14 protein-coding genes are annotated in these 15,530 nt (G+C 61.3%); 5 read left to right on the top strand and 9 right to left on the bottom strand.

Annotated elements, in window-relative coordinates:
* Positions 1-56 precede the first annotated feature (56 nt).
* The 3 genes from CG716_RS23125 to CG716_RS23115 all read right to left on the bottom strand — a co-directional run bounded on the left by CG716_RS23125 (position 57) and on the right by CG716_RS23115 (position 2,187).
* Positions 57-341 carry a hypothetical protein gene (locus CG716_RS23125; protein WP_094483451.1) on the bottom strand — a complete coding sequence of 95 codons (285 nt, stop codon included), beginning with the start codon at positions 339-341 and terminating at the stop codon, positions 57-59.
* Between the two features lie 537 nt (positions 342-878).
* Positions 879-1,328 carry a helix-turn-helix domain-containing protein gene (locus tag CG716_RS23120; protein WP_094483450.1) on the bottom strand — a complete coding sequence of 150 codons (450 nt, stop codon included), beginning with the start codon at positions 1,326-1,328 and terminating at the stop codon, positions 879-881.
* Positions 1,318-2,187, bottom strand: a complete 870-nt coding sequence (locus CG716_RS23115; protein ID WP_133067007.1) for an ImmA/IrrE family metallo-endopeptidase — start codon at positions 2,185-2,187, stop codon at positions 1,318-1,320. The genes CG716_RS23120 and CG716_RS23115 overlap by 11 nt, the downstream gene beginning before the upstream one ends.
* 144 nt (positions 2,188-2,331) lie before the next feature.
* Between CG716_RS23115 and CG716_RS23110 the strand changes: the two genes are divergently transcribed.
* The 4 genes from CG716_RS23110 (at position 2,332) to CG716_RS23095 (ending at position 6,429) form a co-directional block, all read left to right on the top strand.
* Positions 2,332-2,985, top strand: coding sequence for a multiubiquitin domain-containing protein (locus tag CG716_RS23110; protein WP_165774271.1), 654 nt, complete (start codon positions 2,332-2,334; stop codon positions 2,983-2,985).
* The gene (locus CG716_RS23105; RefSeq protein ID WP_094483448.1) at positions 2,960-4,141 is read left to right on the top strand and encodes a ThiF family adenylyltransferase; all 1,182 of its coding nucleotides are present in this window, start codon (positions 2,960-2,962) and stop codon (positions 4,139-4,141) included. Before CG716_RS23110 ends, CG716_RS23105 begins: the two co-directional genes overlap by 26 nt.
* Positions 4,141-4,614 carry a ubiquitination-like system serine protease family protein gene (locus tag CG716_RS23100; RefSeq protein WP_094483447.1) on the top strand — a complete coding sequence of 158 codons (474 nt, stop codon included), beginning with the start codon at positions 4,141-4,143 and terminating at the stop codon, positions 4,612-4,614. Before CG716_RS23105 ends, CG716_RS23100 begins: the two co-directional genes overlap by 1 nt.
* 249 nt (positions 4,615-4,863) lie before the next feature.
* Entirely contained in the window at positions 4,864-6,429 is a 1,566-nt protein-coding gene (locus tag CG716_RS23095; protein WP_094483446.1) for a diadenylate cyclase, read from the top strand.
* 994 nt (positions 6,430-7,423) lie between these two features.
* Here CG716_RS23095 and CG716_RS23090 read toward each other — a convergent pair.
* From CG716_RS23090 to CG716_RS23070, 6 genes are all read right to left on the bottom strand, one after another.
* Complete coding sequence (locus CG716_RS23090; protein WP_133067006.1) at positions 7,424-9,289, bottom strand: hypothetical protein; 1,866 nt, start codon at positions 9,287-9,289, stop codon at positions 7,424-7,426.
* Between the two features lie 804 nt (positions 9,290-10,093).
* Positions 10,094-10,231 carry a hypothetical protein gene (locus CG716_RS30330; protein WP_165774270.1) on the bottom strand — a complete coding sequence of 46 codons (138 nt, stop codon included), beginning with the start codon at positions 10,229-10,231 and terminating at the stop codon, positions 10,094-10,096.
* A 27-nt stretch (positions 10,232-10,258) separates the two neighbouring features.
* Positions 10,259-10,474, bottom strand: a complete 216-nt coding sequence (locus tag CG716_RS23085; RefSeq protein ID WP_094483444.1) for a hypothetical protein — start codon at positions 10,472-10,474, stop codon at positions 10,259-10,261.
* 162 nt (positions 10,475-10,636) lie between these two features.
* Positions 10,637-11,824, bottom strand: a complete 1,188-nt coding sequence (locus CG716_RS23080) for an acyl-CoA dehydrogenase family protein (RefSeq protein ID WP_094483464.1) — start codon at positions 11,822-11,824, stop codon at positions 10,637-10,639.
* Between the two features lie 73 nt (positions 11,825-11,897).
* Positions 11,898-13,481, bottom strand: coding sequence for an AMP-binding protein (locus CG716_RS23075; RefSeq protein WP_094483443.1), 1,584 nt, complete (start codon positions 13,479-13,481; stop codon positions 11,898-11,900).
* Positions 13,478-14,539: a Rieske 2Fe-2S domain-containing protein gene (locus CG716_RS23070; RefSeq protein ID WP_094483442.1), complete on the bottom strand. Its 1,062-nt coding sequence runs from the start codon at positions 14,537-14,539 to the stop codon at positions 13,478-13,480. Before CG716_RS23070 ends, CG716_RS23075 begins: the two co-directional genes overlap by 4 nt.
* A gap of 220 nt (positions 14,540-14,759) precedes the next feature.
* Between CG716_RS23070 and CG716_RS23065 the strand changes: the two genes are divergently transcribed.
* A complete protein-coding gene (locus tag CG716_RS23065; RefSeq protein WP_094483441.1) occupies positions 14,760-15,521 on the top strand; it encodes an SDR family NAD(P)-dependent oxidoreductase in 762 nt (253 codons plus the stop codon).
* Positions 15,522-15,530: the final 9 nt, after the last annotated feature.

Raw genomic sequence — 15,530 nt, 5'->3', positions numbered from 1 at the left:
TTCCATCGTCCCTTCCGGCCCGACATCGGGCCACAGGACTCTAAAACCTCCCGGTCTCACTCACGGGGAACACGCCACTGAAGCCAGCCGAATGCCGGCAGACCATTGACCGACTCGATCTCTCTTACCTCTACGCATCGGTAAGCGAAGTTGTGAAGCAGCAAGCCGCCGCTGCGAATCGCAGCAGCCACCGGTCGACCGTCGCGCGCCTCAGCAATCAGCTCGCGTACTAGGGCCGCGCAAATCGCCTCGTCTTGCAAGAAGCCCACCGTCGGGCCCGGGCTGAACATGAAGGCGACAACCGTCACAACCCGATCATAGGAATTGCGGAACAGCTTCATTGGAACTGCAGTCGACGGCCAACGTCGGCGGCTATGGAGCGCGGCCCAGATTCGGTCTTCGAATCTGGTGTTCGCCGCGGCCGTCTACGGACGACAACGCGGAAGGGTACCGCCCGCTGCGCCATGGCTGATCTCGACGCCGTAGCGGATGCATTCGACGGGCCGGCGCCGGACCCGGCGCCTGCGTGCCGCGACGGTACCGCCGGACGTTGGTCTCAATTGTCGAGGTCAGTCGCCGGACTGCGCCGCGGATGATTCAACCGCCGCCGCCCAGCGCGCCAACCGTGAGAAATCGGCTGTGTGGGGCGTCAACCCACGAAACGCCAGGGATCCCTTGTTGCGCATCGAACCCGGCCACTTGATCAGGGCGATCGCTTGACCAGAGCGATCTTGCTCGGCGTACCACGGGCCCTTCGCAGATTTGGTCCCAAACCACCCCCTCAACCGAAACTTCGCGGGCACCGTCTGCTTCGACAAATTGCAAATTCTGCACGTTCCCCGGCTGACCACACACCGTCTAGCCGGAGCTGCAGCCCGTTACTCTTCCTTATCGATAGCCTCGCTGAAGCGGATGGCGTTGTAGATGTACTCCCAGCGTTCGGCGGTCTTCGGTGCCTCGCCGCGAAATTTGATCGTTCGCAGCATTTGCATGTCTGCTGCAGGCAGACGGTGTTTCGCCACAAACTCTTGTAAGCCCTCAGGCGCTGGTCCATCTGGCACTTCAATGAGCAAACGCCGACCTAGAAGATCGGACATAGTTACACCAAGCGTTTGAGCTATCGCGTACAAGGTCTTGGCCGACGGTCTGCGCGCAGATTGCCCCGCGCTATCCGTGTTCTCCAAAGTCGACAGGTAGCCCTTGCTCACTTCAGCTTGTTCCGCAAGCTGACTAAGACTCATCCCCTTCTCCTGACGGAAACGTCGGATTCTCCCGCCGAGGCCGGTGACGTCCGGTGACTCCGAGCCATCGCCGGAATCACGAGGCACCGCGTCGCCCTACCGAGTCGATCTGTGTGATGAGAGCCTTCACCCGCATTTGAACTCCTTCGCTGCTGACGTAATCAGACCGTCGAGCACTAACATGAGCCCAACCAAGTGGGTTTCGCGTCAGTTCATCGAGATACACCGTTTCATCAACTAGTTCACCGTTCCAAGCGCGGTCAAACACACCCCCAGGCTTGACCGATTTGAACCGGGGAACGTACGACCAATCCCCGCGACTGAAGCATGACTCGACGCGAAGCTTCGGAGGAGAGAAAGGGTCCCTTGGTGTGGACATCTCCGAGAAAGAGACGTACAGCGTCTTCGAGGGGCTAAGGGCACAGATTCGCGATGCGGTTGCAGCCCGACTCGCCTCATATCGATCAGCGAGGTCGTCAACCAAAGTCAGATTCAAAGAGTTGCCTTCAAGATCCGCGAGGAAGGCCTCGCGTGGCATCAACATCTCGGCTGCTCCCTGGTCGCACAACGCCTCTAACTCCGGATCATGCTCCGTGCCGACCGGTCGGGCGCCGGGTTCGCATCGATACTGCGGCTGCAGATAGAACCCCTGCATATAGGTATGCAGGACTTCGTGAAAGATCGTGAATCGCTGGCGCCCCCATGGGTCAGACGACCTCACGCTGATCACTAATCCCGCGTCATAAGGTGCGGGTGCGATGTATCCCGCCCAGACGTGGTCGGCATAATCGATGCGGAGCACGCCGCGATAGGACGCGACAATGTTGTGATCTACCGGAGGAGAGAGATCAAGGTCGCGCAAGGTCTCCTGGACCATGGCGACAACCACAGCCGCGTCCGATCTCCCCGGGGAGGCCGCATGCATCTGTTCGAATTCTGACAGCATCTCGCTCCTGTTCTCGAAAAATTGTACCTCGTTCCCCTTCAGGAACAGTGTGCTACGCTGTTCTTGAAAGAGAACACTCTTCAATCGTTAGGGAACAGTGCGAACGACCGGCTATCACGCCCGGCGCCTATAGAGAGGATTGGCATGAGCGCAGCACGGCACATCACCATCTACATCGACGGTGCACCGTACGAGATCCCGCCCGGGCGCTATACCGGCCAGCAGCTTCGTGCGCGCACGACCCCGCCGGCCGCCGACCTGTGGCTCGACGTCGACGACGCTCAGGACCGCGCTGTGCCCCCCGACTCTGTCATCACCGTGGCGGATGGCATGCACTTCTTCACGAGTGCGAGTATCACGATCTTCCTGGACTCCAAGCCCTACCGCGTCGCGGCTGGAACCGTTTCCGAGGACCAGCTGCGTTCACTGCCAAAGCCGCCGATCGGGGAAGATTTCGTTCTATTCCACGACATTCAGGACGCCCTGGACCGTCGGCTGGCCCCTGGTGAGATTATCGAAGTCCATGACGGCGATCGGTTCATCTCGGTACGTGAGCACCGACACCACGAGGTCACCATCGTCATCAACGCGGCCCAGCACATCGTCCCCGCGGGGTTGATCTCTTTTGAAAGTCTTGCGGCTCTGGCTTTTCCAGTTCCGCCCGGGCCGAACCCCGAATACACGGTGTCGTACCGCAACGGCGACCCGCGGCATCCAGAGGGCACTCTGGTGGAGGGTCAGTCAGTCAAGGTCCGAGAAGGAATGATCTTCAATGTCACCGGTACTGATAAGTCGTAGCGCCGATCTCAGTCGTCTACGGGCTGACGGCTACGACATCACGACCGAAGACGCGTTCCTGATTGTCCGGGATGTGCCGTACCTGGACGCGAACCGGGACGTCGTCCGCGGCAGCCTAGTGAAGGCACTGACGCTCAGCGGCGATGTGACCGACTACCAAAACGACCACACCATCTATCTCGCCGGCCCGAAGCCGCATAACGCCGAAGGCCAACCCCTTGAGCGCTTGATCAATACGAGCGTTCAGCAAGAGATTCTTACCGGTGTGGTCGTCGACCACATGCTCTCCAACAAGCCACCCACGGGCTATGTCGACTACTACGATCTGGTCACCACGTATGTCGCGCTGCTGGCCAAACATGTTCACGCTGTTGATATCTCAGTGACGGCGCGCACCCACCCGCTGGTGATGGCCGAAGAGGACGATGACAGCCCCTTCCTTTATGCGGACACAGCGTCAGGACGTGCTGGCATCACTGCCATCAATGCCAAGGTCCTCGGGCATCGGATCGCCGTCGTAGGCCTTGGAGGCACTGGTGCATACATTTTGGATTTGATCGCCAAGTCACCAGTGGCTGAAGTTCACCTCTTCGACGGAGATATCCTGATGCAGCACAATGCCTTCCGCTATCCCGGGGCGATCCCAATCGACGTTGTCGCCGCCAAACCTCTCAAAGCCAACTACTTTGCCGAACACTATTCAGCTTTTCGTCGAGGAGTGATTGCGCATCCGGAGTACGTCGACGAAAGCAACGTCGCGCAGCTTGCATCGATGGACTTCGTCTTTCTTGCCATCGATGACAACCCCAGCCGCGCCCTGATTGCCGCGCGACTCGACGCCGCCGACCGGCCGTACATCGACGTCGGCATGGGTCTCTACCTAACGAACGGCACGATAGGTGGTCAGCTGCGAACCGCGAGTGCTCTTCCCGGTAAGCGAGATCATCTGTGGGACGACCGCAGGCGGCTCCCAATCAGAGGCACCGCCGACGAACTATACGGCCGAAACGTACAAATCGTCGACCTCAACGCCCTAAACGCCGCACTGGCCGTCAATCGATGGAAGCGGTACGTCGGCATCTATGCGGACACAAGCGGTGAACACCACTCCGTGTTTACGGTCGACGGCAACCACATCATCAACGAGGACTTCTGATGCCGGCCGTTGAACGCTTCACCCACGAGTTCGTCGAGTTCATCCCCAGCGAAATTCAAGAGGGCGTCCTCTACATATCGCTGCCCTACACGACGACGATTCACCTGTGTGCATGCGGATGCCACACTAAGGTCGTCTGCCCGCTGTCGCCAACCGATTACGCAATGGTGTTCGACGGCCAGAGTGTCGGCATTTCACCCTCAATTGGCAACTGGAACTTCCATTGCCAGTCGCACTACTTCATCCGTCGTGGCCGAGTGGTGTGGGCAGCGGCCATGAGCCAGACAGCGATCGCCGCTGGAAGACAACGCAATCGAGCAGTCAAACAGGCTGAGGAGCAGGGGTCGTCTGCGCATGAGCATCTGGTATGGGCGAGCGAAAATGGATCCGTCACCGAGCACCCAGCCGATAGCGGACCTCAGGATCCCGGCTGGAGGAGATTCATACGCGCCATTTCCAAACTTATCCGCTGACCGTCCATATTCATCGACGAGGCCCCATGCCACCCGACCAACGCAGATCGCTCACGCTGACATCGACGCTCACGGGTCGGGGAAGCTGAACGAACTTGGGCCTACGTCTGTCGCGGGGTTCGATCAACGAACTTAAGGTGTCTCGAAAATGGAGCTAGGGGAACACTATCGAACCCGCGCACCGCCGAGCGGCTATCGCACCTGTCCAGGTCAGGACAATCACCTGGCGGGTCGCCTCACGGCAATCCCATGGTTAATCGTCCTTATCCAGGAAATGCTGGAGCGTGGTGGCCGTGTGTTCCCCGACCCCGCGCCATCGTCACCGTCTATGAACAGGATGCACACATGACAAAGAGGCAGATCGAGTTGTTCATGTGGGGGTTCCAGAACTCTTTCCAGGGTGCCGTGGAAAGCAAAGTGCACCAAGCACTTCAGGTGCTCGGTCTGACCGTCGAGCCGACCGTCTTCTTGGTCGGGCTGCTCAGCGAGGGTGGCACTCGTCATCCATTGTGCGTGCAACCCGAGAACGGCCCCGTCGCCCCGGCCGACTTCGACGCTCTGGAAGGCAGGGCCGCCGAGCTGTTGGCTGATGACCTGGACAGCAGCGCTGATTTCGGTGCCGCGTGGATCACGGAGAGGAAGCACCGAGCCGCGCGCCACCGTGCCTACCAGGGCGCCATCAGTGAGGTGCTTGAGGCGAAATTAGGCTTGCGGTTTTCCACCGGTTCGCCGGTTAACGTCGATCAACACCTCGTGTTCACCGCCGTTGGACTCCCCGCGACAACGTTCGACGACGCACCGCACCTCGGCAGCGACTTGGCCGCTGACCGCTATCCGGTGACGCGTTCACTCGTCGAAGGCGTTGTCAATGCGGTGCTCGACCTAAGCACTTCGGAGCTCCACAAACCCAACCCTGGGGCTGATCTGGACTTCGACGCATCGCCAGCGGGTCTGACTAAGGCGGCCGGCATCGCCCTCACCAATTCCGCTGTGCTGCTTGCGGGCAGCCATGGTTCAGGCCTCTTCGATTCGTTGAACGCGCTCACCAATACTCGATACGAACGCCGCGTGGGGGTCGGATCGTTGCTGCTCGCTCTGCGCGACGCACCATACGTCGATCGCGCCATCACCTTCGTGAAGCCCGTGTCCATCCGCGACACCCGAACCCTCAGAAAAGTTTTGGAGACCAGCAGTCGTGACGGTGCGTCGCTGCTCACCGATGGTAGGGACGTGTACGGTCTCGGCCGGCTTCGGCCGGACTACCCTGCGACGTCTGAGTCGGTGTTCGATGTGCTGGTGACCGGTGACGGTGCGTGGGAGTTGCACCATGGCGACGTCGCGCTCGCACGGGTGGAGTTTGGGGCTCCCCGGCTACCCGCTCAGCAATTGCAGCGCGACCGCCTCGATCAGGTGTGCACGCAGGTGCTCGGCGAATACGACGGAGATGCGCTGTGGGTGCTCGCCAATGCCTCCAAAGGCGCCGAGCACGGCACTATGCTGGTGATTTCCCAGAGGGCCGCTGACGAGGCGAAACGTCTGTCCAGCCAAGCGATTCCCATTGAAACCGCCGCGCTTGACACGAGTCTCTTCGCGAAAGTCACTGGCATCGATGGATCGGTTCTGGTCGACCCCAGCGGTGACTGCCACGCCATCGGCGTCATCCTGGACGGCACCGCCACGACTGCGGGGGATCGTTCCCGCGGCGCGCGATACAACTCCGCCGTGAAATACCTTGCTTCGACAGACACCCCGACCGTGATTCTGCTGGTATCAGAAGACGGCATGATCAACCTGCTACCTAAACCTTCCGAATGAAGACGGTGCGCGCTCCACGAGGCAGGCGCCGACATAGCAGGTCGACTGGGTCTGCCCCCCGTTGGCGATCGGTCTCCTGTCGCGACCAACGCCGTGAGGCGGAGCGCGGTACCCACACCTGCAGTCCCGGGTCCGGCTGCTGATCCACGGCGAGTTCGCGAGCCGTCGGTGGTATGTACCGGATGAGCCGATTACTACCTCTTATGTCAGTCGTTGAGTTTCAGACGCAGTGAGGTTAATGCGCCAGTTCCTCGCGGTTGCCACCAGTTTCGCTCCGGTGACGTCGTGCCAAAGCGCCGATAAACCTTACGAGTGACGATCTGTCAGCTCCGGTTGAATTGTGAGCAGCCTGTTCCGGAATCACCTGCTCACTTTTCGACCGGAGCTGACACGATCGAGGGCGGGCTCGATCTTGACGCTTTAGGTGTCCGAAAACTGACAGGTAGAACTAGGGGTGGGCCTTGGGGAGAGCAGTCGAACCAACGCATCGTCGAACTTTTATCTCATCTGCGGAAATCGATCACCGAATAGTCTCAACGGCTAAAACGCTTGGTCGAGGCCACTGGCCGACTGGCACCAACGGTCACCACCGACTGCCAGGCCAAGGGAATGCGACGGCACGCCACCGCGGATTGCCGGCCGTACCCAATGGGATGAGGCCGCCCAGTTCTATCCGTCTTGCTCCGTTGTCGGCGCAGGATTTCCGCGATATGTGCCGTGGCAACGTCGCATGACGGCTGTTGCAAGTTTCGAAATCATCGGTATGTGTGTTGCCCCTGGATCCGGCTCCGCTTTGTCGGGCTCTTGGGCATCGACACTGGCTTGGTCTGTCTCGGACCAAACGGGCCACACATCTAGGTCCGGTTCCCACATGCTCGGAATTGAGCACATATCTCGCGCTGTTAAGGGTTTCCGTCGATCTAGTTTTCGCTTTCTCTCCATTTCATGAATAGGTCCTTCCTATACTTCAGAATACGCGAGCCTGTTATCGGCGTCAATTATTCTGACGCAGTAAACGGCCCCGAACGATGCTGCGATAGCGATGCACCGAGACGAAAAAGGATGCCCCGATGCAGGCAAGATTACTGAGAGCGAGAAGCAACAATGCCGACCATACGACACCATTGACCATAAAGAAGGTGTCGTCGGCCGGCCATGTTGTTGCCGGGATCCGCGGGCTACCATCGGCGTGGCCCGACGCCGACCCCATATAGATAATGATCGACAACACTGAAATGATGCCGCTCATCCCCATGGAAACCAGCGCGGGGATCGATCGGAATGATCCCGGCTGAATATCACCACTGATGCCGAACCACACTGCGGCGACGCCAGGCAACGCCAACGTTAACGCTATGACATCGACGTTGACCCCTTGTTTCAAGGGAAGTGCACCACAGAGCCAAACCACGAGAGCAGCGGCGAATGCCACCAAGATGGCCTTTCCGCCCGTACCCGGCGGTCGTTCTGACACCCGGGCATAAAAGACCAGATCCTCGAGTCCGGTGGCGTCGAAGCTGCGGCAAGCAAGAGAGCATTCGTTACGGCCATCGGGTTCTGACCAGCCCACGAACGCAGCGTAGAGCCCGTGACTGTCGAGATCGTTGGGTAACCACTTTTGTGCGCTCGGGGAATACGCCGCCGTTTCCTGGATGTACGTCCCCTGTGGGGCGGAAAAAGACAAACGATAAGTTAGACACGACCGGGCACGTGCAACAGGTATGACAAGTTGGGTTGATGAGAAGCCGAAGATCGCCCTGGTCTTTCGGCCGAACCATCTCCAACGATTTTCACGGGCATTGGGGATATCAAATTCATCGATAAGCTTTCGTAGCGAGTTGATGCTGAGGATGAGTTCTGGGTCGAAGGCGGCCCGGTAGGCGATGATGATAGGCCTTCGCGTCGCAGCGAGGTTTAACAAACCCCAAAGGTCGTCTGTCGGCATATTCTGGTGATCCACCGGGTTCTGAGTGATCCCCTCGTACAGTCTCCGAGCCAATCGATTCTCGTCCTTAGGACTTGCGATGATATCGGCCACGTCGACAAGTATCGCCTCGATATCGCTTTGCAACGTTGCTCGATGTTGGTATACCTGCTGACGCAGCAGGGAGTAGACCACTGACTGCGCCTGGCGGTAATTCAGCGCTTCAACCCGGTTTCCATTATGGTCCACAACCGAAGTGTCGTGGTATGCGTCTTGTTTAAGGGGGTGAGCGACCGATATCAAGCTGACTTTGCGTCGCTGATGCCAAGGCGGAGCATAGAGTCTTTCGGCTGGCATGTGCAGCGCCACTGAATGTAAGATCGATCGATGCTCGACACGCACCTTTTCATGGATGCGTCGGCGGAAGGGCTTGGGCTCGAGCAGCTGCCTCAGGAGACATCGCATATTGTCTTCTGAATCCAGTCCGAACTGCTCTGCGACGATCGAGAGAGCCGCTTCGTATTGATGCTTGGCAGCTGGACCTGATACCGGCCTGAACGCCGGGACGTCGAGAACTTCGGCTTTCTCCGGCCGAAAGGCAAATGTTCGTTCCCGCACCCAATAACGGACGTGCACAATGACCAGCAGTACTACCGATACAATGCACAAGATTCGGATCGTGTAGGTCAGCGGCTTGAAGTTCGCCTGATACCAGAACATGCCGCTCATGCCGATACAGAAGGTTCCCGCGGCGATCCACAGCAGCGCCGTCTTTTCGAAGAATCTCCATACACGAGGGATTTTGCAGGCAATACCGAGCACGAACAACCCGAGGCACACCACCGCTGACATCACAACCAGCGAGTGCGTGACCGCGTCCGATACCACGCCGACAACGTCACGTAGAACATCGCACGCCGAAGCCGTATCCCCCACGGAGGATGAGTTTGCCTGATTCATTCAAGTCCGCGCCGCAAAACGCCGATCCAATTTCGGAAGTGACGACTACACGAAATTCGTAACGCCGGTCACGCCAAAAGACGACGGAAGATCCGCACAATCAAGAAGGCCTTGAGCAGCGCCTACGTGCGGCCCACGTGCACGTCTACATCTTTGTCGAAGGGGCCGCACCACTGCGGGACGAACTGATGGGAAATCCTCATCGGAATTCGGCCCGGAACCCTCTCTGATGGGTATCCGCCATCGCAAGGCGGATCGGGCGTAATCGCGAAGATCGCGCTGGACGATAACTGGGGACATGCGGACTAAGTCAGATCGATACCGAAACTCGCCGTTAGTTGAGTCCGGCTGACTTCGCAATCCGCTCGTCGGCGTCCGTCGAGCACGCGCCGAATCAGCCCCAACCGTGAACGAAATCCATGTACGACTTATAAGTTCGATGCAGCGCCAGCCATCTCGGCAACCCGTGCCAAGAATGGCATCAATGACCGGGTTGACGGTCTGGAGCCACTCCTTATGCCGCCGTACACGATCACCGCTTCGCTGCTTGGTCGCGTAGAGATTGTTTGCGGTCTCCAGTTGAGTGAGCAGAGCAACCAAACGCTTGCCTACTTCCGTCAATCTGCTCTGTGAGATTGCTGAATCGATCGATGAGCGTCCTCAGAGTCCGAAACCCCACTACTGGAACAGGATCTCCGTCGGTAGCGATCTCGACCGTAGGGCGCCAATCTTCGAAAACATCAGTCCACCGCCGCTCCAACTCATCGATGCCGTCCGCGCTCATAGCTCGAGCGTGCAGGACGCGCTGTTGGGATCGAACTCATAGTCACCGAAGGGCGGGCTCGGCCGGAATCCATGCTTGAGGTGTGGCAATCGGTCCGGCTCGAAGAAGGGCGTGGCGCCGGTCTCGAGACTCACCGCCGCAATCCTTGCTGACGGGCGTAATCAAGTATGTGTTCCAGCAGGCCTGATTCCACCCTGATGCTCCCCGGGTTGCCCGGAATCGGCGTCCCAGCACCACGCCGCCATGCATGCCGCCGTGGAGTCGGTGACGACCGAGTCCGCGAAGTCGACCAGGGTGAGCTCCGCCAGGGCCGCGGGCCGGTTCGGGTGCTCGGGCAGATCCACGGCGCACACTTCGGTGCGCAACCGCGGTACCACCTGAGCACTAAACCCGGTTCAGCCACCGGACCTTCCCTCCCACGCCGTGGGCGTGCGTCGATCACCGCTGCGGTGGATGCAACATGAAGGATCCGACGTCCTCGACGCGAAATCCCGGCGGTGTGCCGAGCCGCGCGCCCGGCGGCGGTGGACGCCGCCGGGTCATCGGAAGGCTGCGTGCCCGGTGAGGGCACGGCCGATGGACAGCAGGTGCATCTCGGAGGTGCCTTCGTACGTCAAAACCGATTCCAGGTTGTTGGCATGCCGCAGCGGCGAGTACTCCAGGGTGATACCGCTGCCGCCCAATAGCGTTCGGCATTCCCGGGCGATGGCCAAGGCCTCGCGCACGTTGTTGAGCTTGCCAAAGCTGATCTGCTCCGGCCGCACTCCCTCGGCGTCCTTGATGCGTCCCAGATGCAGTGCCAACAACACGCCCTTGCCCAATTCCACGGTCATGTTGGCCAGCTTCTCCTGGGTCAGCTGGAAACTCGACAGAGGACGATCGAACACGTCGCGCTGCCGCGTGTAGGCGATCGCGGTCTCGAGACTGTCGCGGGCGGCGCCGAGCGAACCGAACACGATTCCGAACCGCGCCTCGTTGAGGCACGAGAGCGGGGCGCCCAGGCCGCGGGCATGCGGCAGCTGAGCCGAGGCCGGCAGGCGCACGTTGTCGAGCACTAGTTCGGAAGTCACCGACGCCCGCAGCGACAGCTTCTTGTGAATCACGTTGGCGCTGAAGCCGGCAGTATCGGTCGGAACCACGAATCCGCGGATCCCCTCGTCGGTCTGCGCCCACACCGTGGCGACATCGGCGAGATTGCCGTTGGTGATCCACATCTTGGTCCCGTTGAGCATCCAGTCACCGCCGACACGGCGAGCGCGAGTGCGCATTCCGGCCGGGTTGGAACCGAAGTCGGCCTCGGTCAAACCGAAGCAGCCGATCGCCTCCCCACTGGCCAGTAGGGGCAGCCAAGCGGTCTTCTGTTCCTCCGAGCCGTAACGGTAGATTGAAAACATCGACAGCGATCCCTGTACCGAGACGAAACTGCGAAACCCGCTGTCGCCGGCCTCCAGCTCCATACAGGCCAGCCCGTAGCTGACAGCGTTGGTGCCCGCGCACCCGTATCCGTCGAGATGCATACCCAACACACCGAGATCGCCGAACTCCTTGGCCAGCTCCCTGGGAAGCGTGGCCGATTCGAACCAGTCCGCGACGCCCGGCCGCAGCCGGTTTTCCACGAACCTGCGCACAGTGGCGGCGATGTCGCGCTCGTCCTCGTCGAGGAGGCGGTCGACGTCTAATAGTTCCAACGGCGCGTAGATGTCCTTCGCCGGCGCCGCTGAGGTGATGCTCACGGGTGTTCCTCGATTGCTGTGTTGGTTCCGGGTTGCTGCGATCGGCCTCGGCGGGTCAGCCGGTCCTTCATCGTCCGCTGGGCACGGCAGTGCGCCGCTTTACCCCGTCTCGGGTGACGGCGATGTACGGCTCACGATCCCAGCACCGATCGGTGTGCTCCCCGCGCAGCAGGAATTTCTGTATCCGACCGGTGGCTGTCTTCGGGAAGGAATCGACCTCCTCGAAGAATCTGGGCACCATGAAGTAGGGCACGTGAGCGGCCAACCATTCGACGAGCTGAAGGTAGTCGAGGTCCGCGCCGTCACGCCGGACGATCAGGACCTTGATTTCGTCTTCGATGCCGAGGTCGCTTGACACCGCGATGCACGCCGCTTCTTCGATTGCAGGGTGCCCGGCGATGATGCGTTCGATTTCAAAACTCGAGATGTTCTCGCCGCGGCGCCGTATGACGTCCTTGATCCGGTCCCGGAAGTAGTAATTCCCGTCCTCGTCGACCGAAAGCGCATCGCCGGTGTGAAACCAACCGTTGCGCCAGGAGGCCGCGGTGGCCTCCCCGTCGTTCAGATAGCCATGCGAGATCGCCCAGGGCAGCTCCGTGCGCACGACGAGCTCGCCCGGCTGCCCGGCGGGAACCTCAACATCGTTCTCGTCGACGATCCGCAGTTCGAAACCGGGCCGAGCCCGCCCGCAGCTGCCCGGTGGATGAGCCACCCCGGGCCGGGCGATCACCGCCACGCCGATCTCGGTGCACCCGTAGGCGCCCAGCACGCCCCCGGAGATCCCGAACCGCTGCGCAAACGCGGTCGGGTCGGACGGCAACGGGACGCCGATCCAGTAACGCATCCGGTGGTCACGCTCTTCGGGTACGGTCGGTTGCCCCTGGAGGTAAACGGCCATCGCGCTGACTCCGACGGCGATCGTCGCTCCGGTTTCCCTCGCGACGGCCCAGTAGCGGGACAGCTGCGGGCGGGTCCGGACCGCCAGCCGGGAACGGGTGGCCAGACATCCGACGACGAACGTGTTGAGGGCGGCGTGGAACAACGGCAGATCGACCAGGAGCGTGTCGTCGGGGCTCAGGCCGGCGTCGATGGTCGCCCAGGAGCCGGTGGTGTGCAGGTGGTGGTAGGACTGCAACACGGCCTTGGAGCCGCCGGTGGTGCCGGAGGTGCACAGGATGCCGTGCACGTCCCAGACCTCGATGGGACGCTCGAGTTTCGGCGGTTCCGCGCTACCGGAACGCAGAGCGAACGGATGCATACTCGGCACATCGATCGCCGCCGCGACCGGGACATGCGCGTCGCTCTCGCTGATGACCAGCACCGGTTCAGCCTTGCGGACAAGGTTCCCGAGGAACTCGCCCTGATAGGTCGGGTTGAACATCGCGGTGGTGGCACCGAGAGCGGCGGCACCCCACCATGCCCGCAAGAAGTCGGCCCCGTTGCCGAGCAGGATCGCCACCACCTGGCCCTGCTGCACCCCCATTCCCCGCAGCACGTTAGCAGCGGAGAACGCCTGGTTAAGGGCCTCGGAGAAGGTCCAGCTCGTACCGTCCTCGAAGGTGACAAATTCGCGGTCGGGGCATTCGGACGCGTTGCGTTCCAGCAGCGCACGAATCCCGATCTGATCGATCGTGGGGAGCCGCAGGCTCATGAAGCGTTGGAGGCGACGGGCTCATGGACGAGACGCTCCCCGGTCTCCGGACTCCAGTCCGTTCCAGCGCCATCGGGGTAGAATTGCGACGCCCAGCGGCGGAATGAGCCGTAGGGGCGGGCTTCGATGCCCGTCAGCGGCGCATTTGCGACGTACTGCATGTTCTCCCAGATCACGAAGTCCGCCTCGAGTTGGTAGGCCAGGAAGTCGAAGCGCCTCCTGGCCCTGCGGTCCGGCCGCTCGACGCCGTCGACCGTCTCGATGGCAACGCGGCGGACGAACACCGCCATGTTCAGCTCGGAGTATTCCTCGTCGATCGGCGTGACGGCCTGGTAGTGCACGGCGCCGTCCTGATCGGGGAAACGGCCGGCGATCAGACCGACCCCCCAGGCCTCCGAATTCATCTGTGCCACGTAGGAGCCGTCCGGTGTCAGCCAGGTGGTGTCCTTGCCCGCCCCCAGCTCAACCTCGTTGAAGATCTCGAAGACCGGGCCCTTGACGTTGAAGTCGGTGATGGTGACCGGTTCGTGGGAGCCGTGGACGTACTTCTGGTGGGCGGGGTCGACGAGGTTCTCGCAGACCCATTGCGGAATCAGTCGGATCTTGTCGTGGCGCTTGCGGAGTTCTGCGGACGTCCAGTAGCCGGGATCGGTCGCCTCGGCCAGCACCAGGGGCTCCCAGAGCGGGGGACGGCCCAGTGAGTCATACCAAACCAGCACCGCACCGTTCGCCTCGCGAGTGGACCACTTGTTCAGCCGCTTGACGCGGTTTGGCCGGTCCGCATAGGGGATCTCGCAGTTGCGACCCTCGCCGTCGAAGCGCCAGCCGTGGAACGGGCACACCAGCGCCCCGCCCTCCAGCCGGCCGCCGTGGCCCAAGTGCGCCCCAAGGTGTGGGCAGAAGGCGTCGAACACCGCGATCTGACCGGGCTCCGAGCGAGTGCACACCAAGTCGCGCGCGAAGTAGCGCTTGGCCACCACGTCGCCGACGGCGATCTCGTCACTCCAGGCCACCTGGAACCAACCTGTCGGAAAGTGGTCGTACGGAAAACCGCGCATTGTTGACTCAATCCTCTCCCTGACGCCGTTCGCGTATGGGTCGTTCGGGTGTTGCCTATCGGCGACGGTAGCGAAGTAAACACTAAGTACTTCGCGTGGGAGATGTCAAGCGCTCCGCCGCCGCCGACGTCTGCCAACGGTACTTCCCGATCTCCTCAGCAGCGGAATTCTCGGCGAACAGGGGCCGGAACGCGGTGATAGTGTGCGTATACTTCGCGCCATGTCACAGTCGAATTCTTCCGCAGTAGTCACCGGAGGCGCCTCAGGCCTCGGCCGCGCCGTCGTCGCGATGCTCCGCAGCCGCGCTGTCGGTGTCGTCATCGCCGACCGCAACATCGAGATCGGCAAGCAGACCGCGTCAGATCTCGACGCAGTATTCGTCGAGACCGATGTCAGCTCCGAGGAGTCGGCGGGGCGCGCCGTGGAGTCCGCTGTCGAGCTTGGCCCGTTGCGGCTCGTAGTCAACTGTGCCGGAGTGGCGCCGTCTCAGCGGCTCATCGACCGGCACGGCAACCTGCTGCCGGTGAAACGATTCGAGATCATCGTCCGGGTCAACCTTATTGGCACGTTCAACATGATGCGGCACGCGGCTGCCGCGATGAGCGCCAACACCCCCAACGCCGACGGTGAGCGGGGCGTCATCGTCAACACCGCCTCGGTGGCGGCCTTCGACGGCCAGGCCGGCCAGATCGCTTACGCCGCGGCGAAGGCTGGTGTCGTGGGCATGACGTTGCCCGCCACCCGCGATCTGTCGCCTGTGGGCATCCGGGTATGTGCGATCGCCCCAGGGGTCATCGACACACCCCTGGCCGCCCAGATGGACGAGAAGAACCGCGCCGCTCTGGAACAGATCATCCAACAGCCCAAACGTCCAGGAAAGCCCTCGGAATTCGCCGCTCTGGTGGCGCACATCGTCGACAACCCGTATCTCAACGGAGAGGTGATCCGGCTAGACGGCGGGCTGCGAATGCCGCCCAAGTGACGTCGTCGC

Source organism: Mycolicibacterium sphagni, from assembly GCF_002250655.1.
In the GTDB taxonomy this organism is placed as follows: Bacteria; Actinomycetota; Actinomycetes; order Mycobacteriales; family Mycobacteriaceae; genus Mycobacterium; species Mycobacterium sphagni.
Note: the sequence above shows the minus strand (reverse complement) of the source record. Positions and strands in the feature narration are given on the sequence as shown.